Source organism: Afifella marina DSM 2698 (assembly GCF_900102695.1).
In the GTDB taxonomy this organism is placed as follows: Bacteria; Pseudomonadota; Alphaproteobacteria; order Rhizobiales; family Afifellaceae; genus Afifella; species Afifella marina.
Genome location: NZ_FMVW01000004.1, coordinates 26,474 through 42,820, shown reverse-complemented (window position 1 = coordinate 42,820; position 16,347 = coordinate 26,474). Strand labels below are relative to the sequence as shown.

Annotated in this window: 15 protein-coding genes; 6 read left to right on the top strand and 9 right to left on the bottom strand. The window is 61.4% G+C overall.

The genetic code is table 11. The features are described 5' to 3' along the window. Positions 1–87: 87 nt before the first annotated feature. Positions 88–1,284 (bottom strand): M24 family metallopeptidase, encoded by a 1,197-nt coding sequence (locus BLP76_RS09990; RefSeq protein ID WP_092812212.1) that lies wholly within the window; start codon positions 1,282–1,284, stop codon positions 88–90. 119 nt (positions 1,285–1,403) lie between these two features. Then, complete coding sequence (locus BLP76_RS09985; protein WP_092812210.1) at positions 1,404–2,789, bottom strand: aminotransferase; 1,386 nt, start codon at positions 2,787–2,789, stop codon at positions 1,404–1,406. A 374-nt stretch (positions 2,790–3,163) separates the two neighbouring features. Here BLP76_RS09985 and doeB point away from each other — a divergent pair, with 374 nt between their 5' ends. Beyond that, positions 3,164–4,180 (top strand): N(2)-acetyl-L-2,4-diaminobutanoate deacetylase DoeB, encoded by a 1,017-nt coding sequence (gene doeB / locus BLP76_RS09980; protein ID WP_092812758.1) that lies wholly within the window; start codon positions 3,164–3,166, stop codon positions 4,178–4,180. 204 nt (positions 4,181–4,384) lie between these two features. Here doeB and BLP76_RS09975 read toward each other — a convergent pair whose 3' ends face one another. The 3 genes from BLP76_RS09975 to BLP76_RS09965 are packed head-to-tail and all read right to left on the bottom strand — an operon-like array spanning position 4,385 to position 6,843. Then, positions 4,385–5,362, bottom strand: coding sequence for a quinone oxidoreductase family protein (locus tag BLP76_RS09975; protein WP_092812208.1), 978 nt, complete (start codon positions 5,360–5,362; stop codon positions 4,385–4,387). Then, entirely contained in the window at positions 5,359–6,087 is a 729-nt protein-coding gene (locus BLP76_RS09970; RefSeq protein WP_092812206.1) for a TerC family protein, read from the bottom strand. Before BLP76_RS09970 ends, BLP76_RS09975 begins: the two co-directional genes overlap by 4 nt. An 18-nt stretch (positions 6,088–6,105) precedes the next feature. Continuing rightward, entirely contained in the window at positions 6,106–6,843 is a 738-nt protein-coding gene (locus tag BLP76_RS09965; RefSeq protein WP_111328846.1) for a CDP-alcohol phosphatidyltransferase family protein, read from the bottom strand. A gap of 260 nt (positions 6,844–7,103) precedes the next feature. Here BLP76_RS09965 and BLP76_RS09955 point away from each other — a divergent pair, with 260 nt between their 5' ends. Further along, the gene (locus BLP76_RS09955; protein ID WP_170130545.1) at positions 7,104–8,276 is read left to right on the top strand and encodes an FAD-dependent monooxygenase; all 1,173 of its coding nucleotides are present in this window, start codon (positions 7,104–7,106) and stop codon (positions 8,274–8,276) included. 3 nt (positions 8,277–8,279) lie between these two features. Here BLP76_RS09955 and BLP76_RS09950 read toward each other — a convergent pair whose 3' ends face one another. Further along, complete coding sequence (locus BLP76_RS09950) at positions 8,280–9,245, bottom strand: AEC family transporter (protein ID WP_092812200.1); 966 nt, start codon at positions 9,243–9,245, stop codon at positions 8,280–8,282. Between the two features lie 104 nt (positions 9,246–9,349). Between BLP76_RS09950 and BLP76_RS09945 the strand changes: the two genes are divergently transcribed. Together BLP76_RS09945 and hspQ are read left to right on the top strand one after the other, a co-directional pair. Further along, complete coding sequence (locus tag BLP76_RS09945) at positions 9,350–10,303, top strand: LpxL/LpxP family acyltransferase (RefSeq protein WP_092812198.1); 954 nt, start codon at positions 9,350–9,352, stop codon at positions 10,301–10,303. Positions 10,304–10,378: 75 nt separating this feature from the next. After that, positions 10,379–10,699 carry a heat shock protein HspQ gene (gene hspQ, locus BLP76_RS09940; RefSeq protein ID WP_092812752.1) on the top strand — a complete coding sequence of 107 codons (321 nt, stop codon included), beginning with the start codon at positions 10,379–10,381 and terminating at the stop codon, positions 10,697–10,699. Between the two features lie 23 nt (positions 10,700–10,722). Here the strand turns inward: hspQ and BLP76_RS09935 are convergent, their stop codons facing one another. After that, positions 10,723–12,033, bottom strand: a complete 1,311-nt coding sequence (locus BLP76_RS09935; RefSeq protein ID WP_092812196.1) for an Nramp family divalent metal transporter — start codon at positions 12,031–12,033, stop codon at positions 10,723–10,725. Between the two features lie 187 nt (positions 12,034–12,220). Continuing rightward, positions 12,221–12,862 carry an invasion associated locus B family protein gene (locus BLP76_RS09930; RefSeq protein WP_092812194.1) on the bottom strand — a complete coding sequence of 214 codons (642 nt, stop codon included), beginning with the start codon at positions 12,860–12,862 and terminating at the stop codon, positions 12,221–12,223. Positions 12,863–13,056: 194 nt separating this feature from the next. Here BLP76_RS09930 and BLP76_RS09925 point away from each other — a divergent pair, with 194 nt between their 5' ends. After that, positions 13,057–14,886, top strand: coding sequence for an extracellular solute-binding protein (locus tag BLP76_RS09925; protein WP_092812192.1), 1,830 nt, complete (start codon positions 13,057–13,059; stop codon positions 14,884–14,886). A gap of 37 nt (positions 14,887–14,923) precedes the next feature. Continuing rightward, positions 14,924–15,607 (top strand): DsbA family oxidoreductase, encoded by a 684-nt coding sequence (locus BLP76_RS09920; RefSeq protein ID WP_092812190.1) that lies wholly within the window; start codon positions 14,924–14,926, stop codon positions 15,605–15,607. A 35-nt stretch (positions 15,608–15,642) separates the two neighbouring features. On the opposite strand, the gene BLP76_RS09915 is transcribed toward BLP76_RS09920, so the two are convergent. Further along, on the bottom strand, positions 15,643–16,284 hold the full coding sequence (locus tag BLP76_RS09915) for a cation efflux transmembrane domain-containing protein (RefSeq protein WP_092812188.1): 642 nt from the start codon (positions 16,282–16,284) through the stop codon (positions 15,643–15,645). Positions 16,285–16,347 lie beyond the last annotated feature (63 nt).

The following is a 16,347-nucleotide window of genomic DNA, read 5'->3' as shown; positions in this document are numbered from 1 at the left end:
AAAGCAAGTCGCACCGCACAGAACGGCCGCGACTTTCGGATAATTGTCGCGCTCGCCGAGTGCCTTAAACGGCGCCAAACCCTTGTACTACTTGACGACTAGCTCGCGCGAAAAAGTGCAGAACTGCTCCACACCCGATTGGGTGATCCGGATGGGTTCGGAAATCTCGATACCCCAATCGTCGAGCCAGAGCCCCGGCATGAAGTGAATCGTCATATTGGGTTGAAGCACCGTTTGGTCCCCCGCCCGCAGCGACAAAGTCCGCTCGCCCCAGTCCGGTGGATAATTCAGACCGAACGAGTAGCCACATCGGGATTCCTTGAAGATACCGTGGCGCGCAATGACCCCGCTCCACGCGGCATAAACGTCGTGCGCGGTTGCCCCCGGTCGTGCTGCCGCAAGCCCCGCATCGATCCCCTCATCAACGATTTTGGCCGCATCGAGCATCTTCTGCGGCGGCGTTCCGAGATAGACGGTTCGGCTCATCGGAGCATGGTAGCGATGGCGAACGCCGGCGATTTCGACCGTCGTCCCGGTTTGGGCAAGAAACGGCTCGTCCCGCCAGGTGATATGAGGGCAGGATGTGCCAACCCCGCTCGGCATCAACGGCATGATGGCGGGATAATCGCCGCCATATCCCCCCTCGCCCGGTATGCCGCGAACGCCGGTCTCGAGAATGGCAGCCGCCACCTCGCTTTGCGGAACACCAACGTCGATCAGGTCGACGGCACGCTGCATGATGCGCTCGGTGATGCGGGCCGCCTGCCGGATCAGCGCAATTTCGGCGTCCGACTTCACGCAACGCAACCAGTTCACCAGAACACCAGCATCGGAGAAGACCGCATCGGGCAGCTCATCTGCGAGCACCGCCTGAGCCCGTGCCGTGAAATAGTAGGAATCGGCCTCGACACCGATCCTGCCCGAGCCGAGCCCCCTTTCGGCGATGGTGCTGGCCACGACTTGCATCGGATGCCTTGTCAGCGACTGCACATATTCGTCGGCATAGCCGATGACGTTTTCTTCCGAGAGAATCGTCGTCAGATGTGCCCCGTTCACGTCCTGGTTGCGGCCTACCCACAAAGGCTGATCGAGGTCCTGCGCGACGATCACAGCCTGGTGCACATAAAACGACCAGCCGTCATAGCCGGTCAGATAGTTCATGTTCGCCGGATCACAGACGATGAGAACGTCCAGGCCGGCCGCTTCCATCGCTCGCTTCGTGCTGACAAGCCTCTGGGCGAATTCGTCTTCGCGGAACGGAGTGTTGTTTTTGCCGAACTCCATGACGGCTGTGCCTCCCAGTTCCGAAATCTCCGACGACGGCGGTCTGCCGCCGCCGTGCAGTTTCCAGGCCAAGCCTCTGGCTTTATCCGCCCAGGCGGGGCGAATGCATCAACGCGGTCTCAAAGGCTTTCTGAGATGCGCTCGATGACCCGTTTCGTTGCGGATACAACCTGGTCGACCTCATCGCGGGTGATCACGAGCGGAGGCGAAAAGCCGAGGCATTCGCTGTGCGGCATCGCCCGGGCGATCACCCCCTCTTCCAAGAGAGCCGCCGACATCTTCATACCGACCTTCAAAGATGGGTCCGGCGCCGCCTTCGTATCCTTGTCTCCGACGAATTCGACCGCCGCCATCAGGCCGACCCCGCGAACCTCGCCGACGAGCCGGTGATCGCCGACCGCCTCCTGCAAGGATTTGAGAAGATACCCGCCTGTTTCCCGGGCGTTTGCCGTGAGATCCTCACGATCGATGATATCAAGGTTGGCGTTGGCCGCGGCCGCACAGGTGGGATGCGCGGAATAGGTCCAGCCGTGACCGATGACGCCAAGATCGTCGGTCCCCTTTTCGAGACCCTGCCAGACTTTTTCGCCGACGATGACACCCGACAAAGGCAGATAAGCAGACGTCACGCCCTTGGCGATGGTGATGAGATCCGGCTCGATGCCGTAGGTGTGCGAACCGAAATATTCGCCAGTGCGCCCGAATCCCGTGACGACCTCATCGGCAATCAGGAGAATGTCGTACTTGTTCAGGACCGCCTGAATTTCCTGCCAATAGCCCTCGGGAGGCGGAATGATCCCGCCCGTTCCCATGACGGGCTCACCGATGAAGGCCGCGACCGTCTCCGGTCCCTCGGCAAGGATCAGCTCCTCGAGCTCCGCGGCCATGCGTTTGGAGAAATCCGCCTCGCTTTCCCCTTCCCGGCCGTAGCGCCAGTAATGGGGGCACGACGTGTGCAGGATCGGCGAGCGCGGCAGATCGAATGCGTTGTGGAAGAGCGCAAGACCCGTCAGGCTGCCCGTCATGATGCCCGAGCCGTGATAGCCGCGCTGCCTGGAGATGATCTTCTTCTTCTCCGGACGCCCCATGACGTTGTTGTAGTACCAGACGAGCTTGATGTTGGTTTCGTTGGCGTCCGATCCGGAGAGCCCCCAATAGATGCGCTGCATTCCGAGGCCGACTTTGTCAACGATCCGGCTCGACAATCGGATCACCTGCTCGTTGGAATGGCCCGCATAGGCGTGGAAATAGGCAAGCTCCTTCGCCTGGGCGTAGATCGCGTCTGCGATCTCCTGCCGGCCGTAGCCGACGTTCACGCAATAAAGGCCTGCAAAGGCATCGAGACTTTTGCGCCCGTCACGATCGACGATGGTGCAGCCTTTGCCCCCGGTCACGATCCGCGACGGCGCCTCGCCACGCGCGAATTGCGCAAGATGCGTCGAGGGGTGGAAGACATGCGCCCGGTCGAGTGTTTCCAGGTCATTGGCGGTGACGTGTTCGTCCATGACGGGGTCCTTTTTGGTTGGCGGGAAGAGACGATGCAGGGGCTGACTGGCAAGGGCTGGCCGGTGGGATCGAAGCGGCGCCCGGCAGAGAGAATGTCTGCCGACTGTCGACCATCGTCATGTCTCAGACGCGCGCGGTCCATTCCTTTTCCGCAACGGGCGGTCCGGCAGGCGGCGCGACGCTAGCATGGACCGATTGAAGACGGACAAAGGAAGCCTAGGCGCTGAAACCATAAGGGGCAAGCGGTCGTCGACACGACACAGTCAGCGTGACGTTCCGGAAAGCAATTCTCCCAACAGCTACGTTGAAGCTTGCGAGGATTTCCAATCCTATGCTTTCGACGAGAAAGCATGGAAGCCCGAACGAGCCCGCGATGATTGACAGCCCCATCGTCCCGACCGTCGATTTTGAGCGCGAAGGCATCCAGCACGGTTACCTAAGACTTCCCTGGAGCCGTGACGACAGCGCCTGGGGCAATCTCATGATACCGATCACGGTCGTGAGCAACGGCCCTGGCCCGACGGCTCTCGTCACCGGTGGCAGCCATGGCGATGAATATGAGGGGCCCATCGCACTCGCCGATTTTGCCCGTAAGGTCGAAGTCGATGAGGTCACCGGGCGCATCATCCTGGTTCCCTTCATGAACTACCCGGCCTTTCGCGCGGGAACCCGCCTTTCGCCAATCGACACGTTCAATCTCAACCGCACCTTCCCAGGACGGCCTGACGGCAGTGTGACGGAGAAGATCGCCGACTACATTCAGCGCGCTCTGCTGCCCATGGCGGATCTGGTGCTCGACTTCCATTCCGGCGGAAAAACACTCGATTTCCTGCCGTTTGCCGCCTGTCACGTGCTGGAGAACAAGGCGCAGGAGGCACGCTGCCGGGAAGCCCGTGATGCGTTCTGCGCGCCCTATTCGATGACCATGTTGGAAATCGACGCCGTCGGCATGCTCGACACCGCCGCAGAGGCGCTCGGCAAAGTCTTCGTGACGACGGAAATCGGCGGGGGCGGAACCGCCACGGCGCGGACATTGGCGATTGCCCGGCGCGGCCTTGCGAACATTCTCAAACATGCCGGCATTCTGGCGGGCCCGATCGACCACCGGCCATCCGTATTTCTGGATATGCCTGGGCCGGAGTGTTTTTCCTTCAGCCAGTCTGAAGGCTTCATCGAGCCCGCGGTCGATCTTGGGGCGCAGGTCAGAAAGGGGGATCTCCTCCTCTCAGTGCACCCGATCGAGCGTTTGGGCGGAGAGCCTCAGGAATATCGAGCTGGCCTGGACGGGATCCTTGCCGCTCGCCATTATCCGGGGCTCGTCGGGCTTGGGGACTGTCTTGCCGTCGTCGCAAGCGTCGAGCCTGACATATCGGTCGATGAGCAGCGTTGAGCCGGGCCGGTGCCGCGTAAAATGCGGCGGATCGCCATAGGCGCCCGCCAACCTTCGCCTGCTAAGCTCGATGCCTTCTCACTCCAAATCCTTGCCGGGCTCCGCGCCCGGCTTCTTTGTTGTACGCGAGGGGTGTGTCCGCAACGATCCGGCTGAGGGCCAGGTCGTGTATCGGTCAGGCTCCGTTCTGGTCGTGTCACGGCCTCACGGAATGAGAACCGTCGCACCCGTCGTCGCGCGGCTTTCCAGGGCGCGATGGGCGTCTGCCACATCCTTCAGCGCGAATTCCTGGTTGACTTCGATCTTAACGAAACCGCTCGCCACGACGTGAAAGAGATCGTCCGACATCGCCTGCAGGCTCTCGCGCTTGGCGATGTAGCTGAAAAGGGTCGGGCGACAGGCGTAAAGCGACCCCTTCTGGGCCAGCAGTGCGAGATTGAAATCCTTGATCGGCCCAGAAGATTGACCGAACGACACCCACATGCCCCGCGGCTTCAGACAATCGAGCGAATCAGGATAGGTGCTCTGGCCGACTGAATCGTAGACGACGTCGCACAGCCGTCCTTCTGTTATGTCCTTCACGCGAGCGACGAAGTCCTCATCGCGGTAATTGATGGTGTGCGTGCAGCCATGCGCTTTGGCCAGTTCGGCCTTATCGGCCGAGCCGACAGTCCCGATGACGGTCGCGCCGAGATGCTTCGCCCATTGGCAGGCGATCAAACCGACACCGCCGGCAGCCGCATGAAAGAGGATCGTCTGCCCTCGCTCCACCCGAAAGGTCTGCCGCAGGAGATACTGGGCCGTCAGCCCCTTCAGCATCATCGCCGCGCCGGTCTTGAAGTCGATCTCGTCGGGAAGACGCACCAGACTATCGGCAGCGATCAACCTCTCGGCGGCGTAGGCTCCGAGCCCGCCGACATAGGCGACCCGGTCGCCCGGCCGAAAACGCGAAACCCCGGCACCGATCGAGACGACCGTGCCAGCTCCTTCGTTACCGGGCGTGAGCGGCAAGCCGTTCGGCGCGCTGTAGAGGCCCGTGCGGTAGTAGGTATCGAGGTAGTTGAGCCCGATCGCCTCGTGCCGGATCTTGACTTCGCCCTCCCCCGGCTCGCCGACCTCTTGGTCTTCGACCCGCAGCACCTCCGGCCCGCCATGCGCATGAATCCGAACGACACTCGTCACTGTTCGCCTCCTGCAACCTTCTGCCGGCGGCGCCGAGCAAGAACGTTGAACACCTCGACCACCGCCGCAAATGCCATGGAAAAGTAGATGTAGCCGCGCGGGATATGGAAACCCAAACCATCGGCGATGAGCGCCACGCCGATCAGAAGCAGGAATGCGAGCGCCAGCATTTTGGTGGTCGGATTGTGCTTGATGAACTCGGCGATCGGTCCCGACGCGGCATACATGACCGCGATCGCCACGATGACAGCGGCGATCATCACCTCGACATGTTCAGCCATCCCGATCGCGGTAATGATGGAATCGACGGAAAACACCATATCGATGATCAGCACTTGGGCGATGATTCCGCCGAAAGACGCGGTCTTGGCTTCGGCAAGCGTCGCCGTCTCATGCTCGATCTCGGCATGGATCTCATGCGTCGCCTTGTAGATCAGGAAAAGGCCGCCAGCGATCAAAATGAGATCGCGCCATGACACCTCCTGCCCAAACGCGGTGAAGACCGGCGCCGTGAGGCCAATCAGCCACGACAGGACGAGAAGTAGCAGGATGCGGAAGACGAGCGCCAGAAGAAGCCCGATCTGGCGCGCCTTTTTCGCCTGTTCCTCCGGCAGTCGGCTGACGACGACCGAAATGAAGACGATGTTGTCGATGCCAAGCACGATCTCCATGACGCAAAGCGTCAGGAAACTCGCCCACACCTGCGGATCCGACAATAGCTCCATGGCCTCAGCTGCCCGAGGCTAGAAACGTGCAAGGAGCTGCTGAACCCCAGCGACACCGAGAAGGTAGAAGCTCGTGACGAGCAGCAGCATCTCGACCGTTGAGTTCTGATCGAAACCGGTCGCGATCAAAATGCCGGCGCAGATCATCCAAAGCACCATCATCAAGAGCGTGAGCCAGCGCCATTTTGTAACGCGCACGGGATGCACGAAATTGACCGGAAGAAATGTGCCGACAGCGAGGAGTACCGTCACCATAAAGGTCACGAAAGGATGCGGCTGCAAAGCGAAGAGGACGAAGACGGCGAGGTTCCACGCGGCCGGGAAGCCTCTGAACGAATTGTCCGGCTCCTTCATCCGCGTGTCGGCGAAATAAAGCGCGCCGGTGATCGCCACGATCATCGCGGCCAGAATGCCGAAAAAGGTTCCGAGCCCGCAGCCGCTCGCCAGGATGATGGCCGGCACGAAGACGTAGGTCGTGTAATCGATGACGAAATCGAGGGCACTGCCGTCCCACCGCGGCAGGCGCGAGCCCACCTGGTAGCGGCGCGCGATCGGCCCGTCGAGCGCATCGACGATGAGCGCGATCCCAAGCCACACGAATGCGGCACGCCATTCGCCGCGCGCAGCCGCAAGTGTCGCAAGCAGCGCCAGCGCTGCTCCGCTCGCCGTCAATAGATGGATGGCGAAGAGCGACGCGGCGGCGCGTAAATGCTCCAGTTGCTGCCCGAGCTGCAAATCCCTAGACCCCGTCAACATAGTGGCTCCTCATGCCGCTTTTAGCGTCAAAACGCCAGCCCTCCGGCAAGGGCAAAAAGATCCACCGGCTGTCTGCCGGCGAGGCATTGGCCCGGTTGCGGCAAACGATGCAAGCTTTTTGCGTCACGCAGAGATTCTTTTCCTCGTTGTGGTCTTTGCTTGCGCTCCCGCAAGAGGCCATATGCCTGGAAACGCAACCCATAGGGCAATAAATGCTCGGCAGACAATCTGGTTCGGGCGAAGATATGGCAGGATTAAGAATGAAGCCACGCGACGATTTCGAAATCTGCATCGTCGGAGGCGGTGCCACCGGCTGGGCCGCAGCGCTCGCGGCGGCAGAAGCCGGACGCACCACTGCCATCATCGCTCCACCTGCGACCTTCCCCATCGGACGCACCGCCGCGCTTTTTGCTGGCTCGATCGAGCTTCTGGAACAGTTCGGTGCCATGCCTGATCTCGTCTCGGCCGCCGCACCTTTGCAGGCTATGCGGCTCATCGACGACACCGGACGGCTCATCCGTGCACCCGAAGTGACGTTCTATGCCGGCGAGATCGGCTTGAACGTTTTTGGCTACAACATCCCCAATCGCCGCCTCGTCGAAGCGCTGTCCGAACGCGCGCGCAACAGCCGCTACATCACCATTTTCGAGGATACCGCCAGCGAACTGAGCTTCCAGCCCGACTGCGTCCACATCACCACCGGGCGCGGCACCTTGTTGAAGAGTGACCTCGTGGTGGGTGCCGACGGCGCGCGCTCTCTCGTTCGAGACAAAACCGGCATAGCGGTGAGACGTTGGCGCTATGCCCAATCGGCGTTGGTGACGACCTTGTCCGTCACTCAACCGCACCATTCTGTGTCGACGGAGTTCCACACGGATCGTGGCCCGTTCACCCTCGTCCCGATGCAGGGCAACAATGTCAGCCTGGTCTGGGTCGAACGACCGCGCGAAGCCAGCCTTCTCTGCGAGATTCCTGAGGAAGAGTTCGCACGGCGTGCCGAACGCTCCGCGCATTCGCTGCTGGGGGCCATGCAGGTCACCTCGCCTCGCGTGAGCTATCCTCTGTCCGCCGGACTCGCCGACCGTTTCGCCTCCGGGCGCGCGCTTCTGATCGGCGAGGCCGCGCATATTTTCCCCCCAATCGGCGCTCAGGGTCTCAATCTCGGCCTGCGCGACGTCGAGGCTCTCAAAACGGTCCTGTCGCTCAATCGCAACCGGCTCGACGAAGGTACGGCCACAGAGTTTCACCGCCTGCGCCAGATCGATGTTCGCAGTCGTACGCTTGCCGTCGATCTTCTGAACCGATCGCTGTTGACCGGGCTTCTGCCGGTCCAGGCATTGCGCGCGATCGCGCTCTCGGCAGCCGGCGGCTTTGCACCTTTCCGACGCTTTCTAATGCAGCAGGGTCTTGCGAAAACGTTCCAGGGTCTCTGAGGCCTAGGATCCGAAAGGATCGAGCGGCAAAAGGCCCGTGGTAACGAGATAAAGAACGACGCTCAGAGTGACCACGGAGGCCGCGGTTCCGAGCAGGATGCCCGACGAGCCTTCCAGCACGTAGGTGCGATACTGCGCCGCGATCACATAGATCGTGGCGGCAGGCGGCAGTGCTGCCATCAAAACCCCGGTCTGGATCCAGACCGGGTCGAACCCACCGATCCAGGTGAGGAGAAGATAAGCGATCAACGGGTGCACGAGGAGCTTGATCGCGATCAGAAACGGCAGTTCTCCCGGCACACGCCGCAGGGGTCGCAGGCCAACCGTGACGCCGAGGGCGAAGAGCGCGCAGGGCGCGGCAGATCCGCCCAGGAGCGACAGGAACCGCTCGAGCGGCGCAGGAAGCCCAACGCCGATGAAAGCGGCGAGAACACCCGCGAGCGTCGCAAGGATAAAAGGATGCAGGAGCACTTTGCGGGGAATCGACTTCAAGATTGAGCCGATCGGCTGATGACTGGCCCCGCTCATCGCCATCATAAGGGGCGCCAGCGTGAAGACGAGGGTCACGTCGAAGCTGAAGATCAGCGCGGCCGGCGCGGCTGCCTGCGGCCCGAGGGCAACGATCGCCAAGGGCGCACCCATATAACCGACATTGCCGTAGCCACCGACAAGGCCCTGGACGGTCGCCTCCGGAATGCGTCCGTCGTTCTTGAGCACCGCAAACGCGAAGGCGAAAGCAAACGCGGTATAGGTCGCAAAGGTGGTCGCAAATATGAAGCTGCCATTCGTCAGTTCTTCGATCGGCGTCTTCGACAGCACCTCGAAGAAGAGCGCCGGGAGCGCGAAATAGATCACGTAGAGGTTCAGCCAGGCGAGCGCCTTCTCGTCCTCGTGCCAGATGCGGCCGGCGACGAAACCGAGAAGGATCAAACCGAAGAACGGCAGGGCAAGGCCCACGACATCACTCATCCTGAACCGGCGCTTTCCTTCTTCATGGGTGACAGACGACGGGTCGGCTCGTGTTGCATCCAAGTGCGAGCTTCGCTAAGCGGTCCGCCGACCCTGCGGGCTAGATGGTTGGACCCATCTCGTCAATTGACGCAGGCTTCCGCGGGCAAGCCATGACCTCCGGCCGATCATTGTCACCAACACGCCGCGCACGCTACTTCGCCGAGTACGCGCTCATGCGTCTCGTCGCTGTAGTCCTGCGATCGTTACCGATCGATCTTGCGTCGAGCATGATGGGCCGCGCCTGGAGTTTGATCGGGCCTTGGACCCATCGGCATCCGCGGGTGATGCACAATCTTGCCATCGCCTTTCCTGAGAAGAGCGAATCGGAACGCGAGGAGATCGCCCGCCAGCAATGGGACAATTTGGGGCGGACTTTCGCCGAAAGCTTTCTCATCGACCGCATCGTTGCGAGCGACCGCGTAACGATCGACATCGACCCGAAGCTGCGTCAGAGCTTCGTCGACCGCGGGGCGGGCCTGCTCGTCGTCGGCCTCCATTCGGCCAATTGGGAGATCGCGTCGATCGCCATTCCCAAAGAGCTCAATGGGATCGGGCTCTACCAAAGGCTCAAGAACCCCTACTCCGACGCTTACGTCACGAGCTTGCGGTCGAACGTGTTTCCGGGCGGTCTTATCGCGAAAGCCAAGTCCACACCGAAACGCGTGATGGCCCATGTGCGTGCCGGCGGCGCCGTCGCGCTCCTCGGTGATCAGCGTGAGGCGAAAGGCATCAACGTCACCGTCTTCGGCAAAGAGACAACGGCCAATCCTTTTCCGGCGATGGTGGCACGTCGTTTGCATAATCCTGTGGTGGCTGGCCGCGTCCTTCGAGGCGAAGGTGCACGCTTCATCGTTCAGGCGAAGCTGCTCGAATGCCCCCAGACTGGAAACCAGATGGAGGATGTGGCCGTATTTACTCAGACGATCCAGACACAGTTCGAAGCCTGGATCCGAGAGAGACCGGGAGAGTGGATGTGGGTTCACGACCGCTGGAAATCAGCCCGCACACGCAGTTGAGGTGCCTGACAGCGCGCCTTGACTTTCCCTCAGGATGCCCGATCTTCGAGCTGTTGGGTTGAACTTATGGACAACATGCGATCAGCCAAATTCAATATCGGTGACGTCGTCAAGCATCGCTTCCTGCCGTTCCGCGGGGTGATTTTCGACGTCGATCCCGTCTTCGACAACACAGACGAATGGTACGATGCCATCCCGGCCGAGATCCGGCCGTCGAAGGATCAGCCCTTCTATCATTTGCTGGCGGAGAACGCGGAGACCGAATACGTGGCCTATGTCTCCGAACAGAACCTCGTCCCGGACGATTCCGGCGAGCCCGTCCGTCATCCGCAGGTGACCGAGCTGTTCGCGTCGTTTGAAAACGGCCAATACCAAATGCGTGAGGCCATCAACTAGGCCCCGCGGTCTCGGCCTCCCGATTAAAGAGGTGGCAGACCGGGTATGTCGATGCCGAAAATGTCGAGCAAAAGCACCATATTGAGTGCCAGAACGATGATCGTTCCGGTGACGGCGATCACGCTGATCGAGCGTCGCGCAACGAACTGCCCCATGATGTCGCGGCTGGCGCTGAAATAGACGAGCGCAATCATCGGCACGGGCAGCGCGATCGACAGGATCACCTGGCTGATGACGAGTGCTTTCGTGGCGTTGATGCCGAGCGCGACGACGACAAAGGCCGGCAGCATGGTGACGAGGCGCCGGACCCAGATCGGAATACTGAAGCCGACGAATCCCTGCATGATCATCTGGCCCGCCATGGTTCCGACGACGGAGCTCGACACGCCCGACGCGATCAGAGAGATCAGGAACACTTCCGCCGCTGCCACGCCAAGAAGCGGGGTCAGTGTGTGATAGGCGGTCTCGATTTCCGCGACCTCGCTGTGACCGGCGTGAAAGGCGCTTGAGGCCATGACCACCATGGCCATGTTCACGAGCCCCGCCACTGCCAGGGCCAAAACCACTTCGCGATTGGAAAATCGAACGAGCTTGCGTCGATCTTGATCGTTGCTTGCCGGCGCGCGGTTCTGTGTCAGCCCCGAATGCAGATAGACGGCATGCGGCATGACGGTCGCGCCGATGATGCCGACGGAAATCAGCAGCGCCTCGCCGTCCGGCATCTCCGGTACAAAGACATGCAGACCAGCTGCCGCCCAATCGACGGGCGCGATGAACATCTCGATCAGGTAACAAAGCCCGATAAGGCCGACGAGCGAGCCGATGATGAGCTCCATCGGCCGAAAACCTCCTCGCTCGAAGAGTAAGATCGCCAGGGTAACGGCGGCCGTAATCCCCATTCCGACAAGGAGCGGCATGTCGAAGAGGAGCGCGAGCCCGATCGCTCCGCCGAGGAACTCGGCAAGGTCGGTCGCCATCGCGGCAATCTCGCTCACCACCCACATCACGAGAACGACCGGCAGCGGGAACCGGTCTCGGCAGAGTTCCGCAAGATTGCGCCCGGTGACGATGCCGAGCCGCGCAGACAAAGCCTGAAACAACATGGCGATCAGGTTCGCCATCAAGACGACCCATAGGAGCGTGTAGCCGAACTTCGCGCCTGCCTGGATGTTCGTGGCGAAATTGCCCGGGTCCATATAGGCGATCGAGGCGATCACCGCCGGGCCGGCAAAGACCATTCCAGAGAAAGGCCCACGACGCCTGCCCGCGAGGGTCTCGCGGATGGCAGTCGTCGTGCGGTCGGACAAAGAGGAAGAGCGAGGGGACGCGGTCACGCGGGGCTTCTTTTGCTGTATGGCGAGAAATGTAGCCCCGGCTAAATCGTTGTCAACTGCTGGTCGCCGACCGCTTTTCGATCCTTTGCGGCGAGCGACATTTCTCAAAAAGACAGAAGCCGATGCCGAACAAAAAAGGCCCCGGCGATGATGCCGGGGCCTTGAGACGTCTCATGAAGAGCCGGGCCTACTGACCGGAGCTCTGCTGCTGCTTCTCGATGAGCTGCTTGCGGGCCTGCTCGGCCTTGCGCTTCAACTCGTCCTGCAGCTTCTGCTGCTCGGCCTGCAGCTCTTTCGGGTCGATCGCTTCGCCCTCATAGGAGGCGGTGAAGCCCGACAGGCTCACGTCGAAATTGATCGGCTTGGCCTGCTGATTGAGCGTGGTGATGACGAGCTTGCTGCCGCGCTTCATGGAAGCGAGGAAATCGTCGTTCACTTCCGCTTCGGCGAAGCAGAGATTCGGGAAGCAGATCGAGTACTGAACCTTGGTGGGCTTGCCGCCGTCGATCTGAACCTGAAGCCCAGGCCGCAAGAGCATTCCCGGCGGCACGGCCGAAACCAGGAACTTTTTGCCTTCCGTCTCGCGCAACGAGACCGCTGCAAGCAGCTGCCCCGTGGCGGCACGACGTTCGCGTGTGACCACGCAGACCTGCTTTTTGTTCTGCGGGTTTTCGCTGCACAGCTTGACCCATTCCGGCTGCTGCTGCTGATCCTGGTTCGGCTGCTGGTCCTGCGCCCAGGCGGGCGAGACTGCAAGAACCAGGAGCAAGGGCGCCGCGACCTGCGCAATGGAACGCGACCGCCGCATCGCGGCCTGAAGAAATTGCATGGATGATCCTCGCACTGACTCGGCGCCCGTGGCGCCCTTTCATTCTGTCCGGGTTGGAAGACCTCAGAATGCGGCGACACCATGTCGGAGCCCCGCGGCCAACTCCATAGTCCGCAATTGCACGCTATGCCAGATTGGCGCAAGGTCCGATTCTCGCCCTTAAACGATAGACGATAACTGGAGAGCCATCCCAAATGGTGCCTTGCCCTCGCCTCTCGAGCGCGCTCGCGGCGCTGCTCTTGGGGTTTGTCGCGTCGATCCTCCCAGCCAGCGCTCAAGAACCCCAGCACGGGATCGCCATGCATGGCGATCCGGAGCTGCCGGCGGACTTCGATCACCTCCCCTATGCCAATCCAGAGGCCCCGCAGGGAGGGCGCATCGCCTACGCGATGGTGGGCAGTTTCGACAGCCTCAATCCCTTCATCCTCAAGGGAACGGCTCCGCGCGCTCTATGGGACGACGAATGGGGTAACAATCTCTGGGAAAGCCTGATGGTGCGAAACCGCGACGAGCCGTTTTCGCTCTATGGGCTGCTCGCCGAAAACGTCACCGTCCCCGATGATCGCTCGTGGATTTCGTTTTCCATACGTCCGGAAGCGAAATGGGCCGATGGCGCGCCGGTGACGACGGAGGACGTCGTCTATTCTTTCAACCTCCTGAAAGACCATGGGCGCCCAAAAACCTGGTATGCCATGGTGGCGGATGTCTCAGCCGAGAGCGAACGCACGGTGCGCTTCACCTTCAATGACGGCGCCAGCCGCGAATTGCCGCTTCTCGTCGCACTGCTGCCGATCTTCCCCAAACACGCCGTGTCGGAAGACGAGTTTTCGAGAAGCAGCCTCACGCCGCTTATGGGCTCCGGCCCCTACGAGGTCGCCGAAACCCGCCCTGGCACCTCTATCATCCTGAAAAAACGGGATGATTATTGGGGCGAGGATCTGCCGGTGAAGCGCGGCTTCGACAATTTCGACGAGATTCGGTTGGAGTATTTCCGCGACACCAACACCTATTTCGAAGCCTTCAAGAAGGGCCTCTTCGACTATCATCGGGAAAAGGATCCGAGCCGCTGGCAGACCGGCTATCGCTTCCCGGCGGTGGAACAGGGTCTGGTCAAGCTTGAGAAGTTCGACACCGGCATCCCGAAGGGGATGAACGGCTTCTTCATGAACACGCGGCGACCGGTTTTCGCCGACAAGCGCGTGCGCCAGGCGCTCGGCTATTTTCTCGACTTCAAATGGCTCAACGAAAACCTCTTCCTCGGCGCCTACGACCGCACCGCGAGTTATTTCGAGGGCTCTGAACTCTCGGCAATCGGTCGGCCCGCCTCCGAAGAGGAGAAAAAGCTCCTCGCCCCCTACCCCGAAGCGGTTCTCCCTTCCGTGATGGACGGCAGCTATCGTCCGCCCGAAGGCGACGGCAGCGGCCGCGACCGCGACAATTTCCGCAAGGGCCTCGCCTTGCTCGAACAGGCCGGCTGGGTGCGCCAGGGCGGCAAGATCGTCAACGAGAAGACGGGCGAACCCTTCGCATTCGAAATCCTGGTGATGACGCGCGAGGACGAGCGGTTGGCACTCGCCTATCAGAATGCGCTTGCACTCGTCGGCATCGTCGCCAACGTCCGCCAGGTGGATGCGAGCCAGTATTGGGAGCGGCTCAAATCGTTCGACTTCGACATGATCCGATACAATCTGGCATTCGCGTCTCTCTCGCCCGGTAGCGAACAATCCTTCCGCTGGTCGTCGGCGGCCGCAGAAAGCCCGGGAAGCTTCAATTTTTCCGGTGCCTCCGATCCCGCCATCGACGCGATGATCCAAAGCCTGTTGTCGGTGAGAGACCGAGAGACCTTCGTCGCCGCAGTCCGCGCGCTCGATCGCGTCCTCATTTCCGGCTTCTACGTCGTGCCGCTCTTTCATGCGCCCGCCGAGTGGGTCGCCTATTGGACGAGACTTTCCCATCCGCCGAAGGGGTCGCTCTACGGACCCGAGCCGACCACATGGTGGTCTTCCGAGGCCGAGCAGAATTGACGCTGGCCAGGCACGGGCCCCGCGCTAAGTTCCCCGTATGAGCGATGAACTCCCAGCGACCGACCGCCTTTCCGTAGATGTCATCTCAGACGTCATGTGCCCGTGGTGCTTCATCGGGAAAAGGCGCCTGGAAAAGGCCGCGAGCCAGAGCGAGATTCCGCTCGACATCCGCTGGCGTCCTTATCAGCTCGACCCGACCTTGCCGCCGGAAGGCAAGGATCGCAGCCTCTACCTTGCGGAGAAATTCGGCTCGGCTGAGAGAGCGCGCTCTCTCTATGTCGACGTGCGCGCAGCCGGGGCGCAGGAAGCGATTCCCTTCGATTTCGATGCGATCGAGGTGTCACCCAACACGCTCGACGCCCACCGCCTCATCCGCTGGTCGGCAAGCGCCGGTGTGCAGGACGCCATCGTAGAGGCGCTGTTCAACGCCTATTTCATCGAGGGTCGGCGTCTCAACGAGCCGGAGACGCTGACGGAGATCGCCGCCAAAGCTGGGATGGATCCCGACGTCATTGCCGAGCTCCTGGCAAGCGGCGCCGACCGCGATCTGGTCGAGGAGGAAATCGCCCTCGCCCGTCAGATGGGTGTGAGCGGCGTGCCGACCTTCATCGTCGGAAACCGCTATGTCGTCGTCGGCGCTCAGGCCCCTGACGTCCTCGTCGAGGCCTTCAATGCCGCGTTGGCGGCTTCGCACAACGCCAACGACAACGGGCCGGCTTAGGGAGCCGCCCAGGTCCGTTCCACACGGAATGGCGTCTAGGCGGGCTTTTGCTCGCGTGCGTCTTCTTGAAGCTCGAGAAGCGCGTGGCGGACGATCATCGTCGCAGCCTGGAGCGCGAGCGAAGCCATGATGGCTGCGACGATGAGATCCGGCCAGGCCGTCTGCGTTCCGAAGACACCGGCAGCCGCAACGAGCACGACGAGATTGCTGATCGCGTCATTGCGCGAACAAAGCCAGACGGAGCGCATATTGGCATCGCCCCCGCGATAGGCCCACAGAAGCGCGGCCACTCCGAGATTGGCGATAAGCGCGAGGAGCCCGACCCAGGACATCGTCAGGGGGTCCGGAGGAACCGCATTGAAGGCGTGCCATATGGTTGCAGTCACAATCCAGAGACCAAAAAGCCCCATGGTGGCGCCTTTCAAAAGCGCAGCCTTGGCGCGTACGGCCGGTGCCGACGCGACAACCATCAGACTGACGGCATAATTTCCCGCATCGCCGAGGAAATCGAGCGAATCGGCCTGCAGCGACAGAGACCCGGCGGCAAATCCCGCGCCTGCCTCCACGACGAACATCCCGGCATTGACGACAAGCGCGATCCAAAGAAGCCGGGCAAAACGTCCGTCATCACCGCGGATTGCGCTCCCACAGCATTCGTCCTGGCAGCAACCGCTCATTTCGGCCTCACATCCGATCCAACGAGCTGCTAGGCTGCACCCTCTAGCCACTATAGGGTCAAG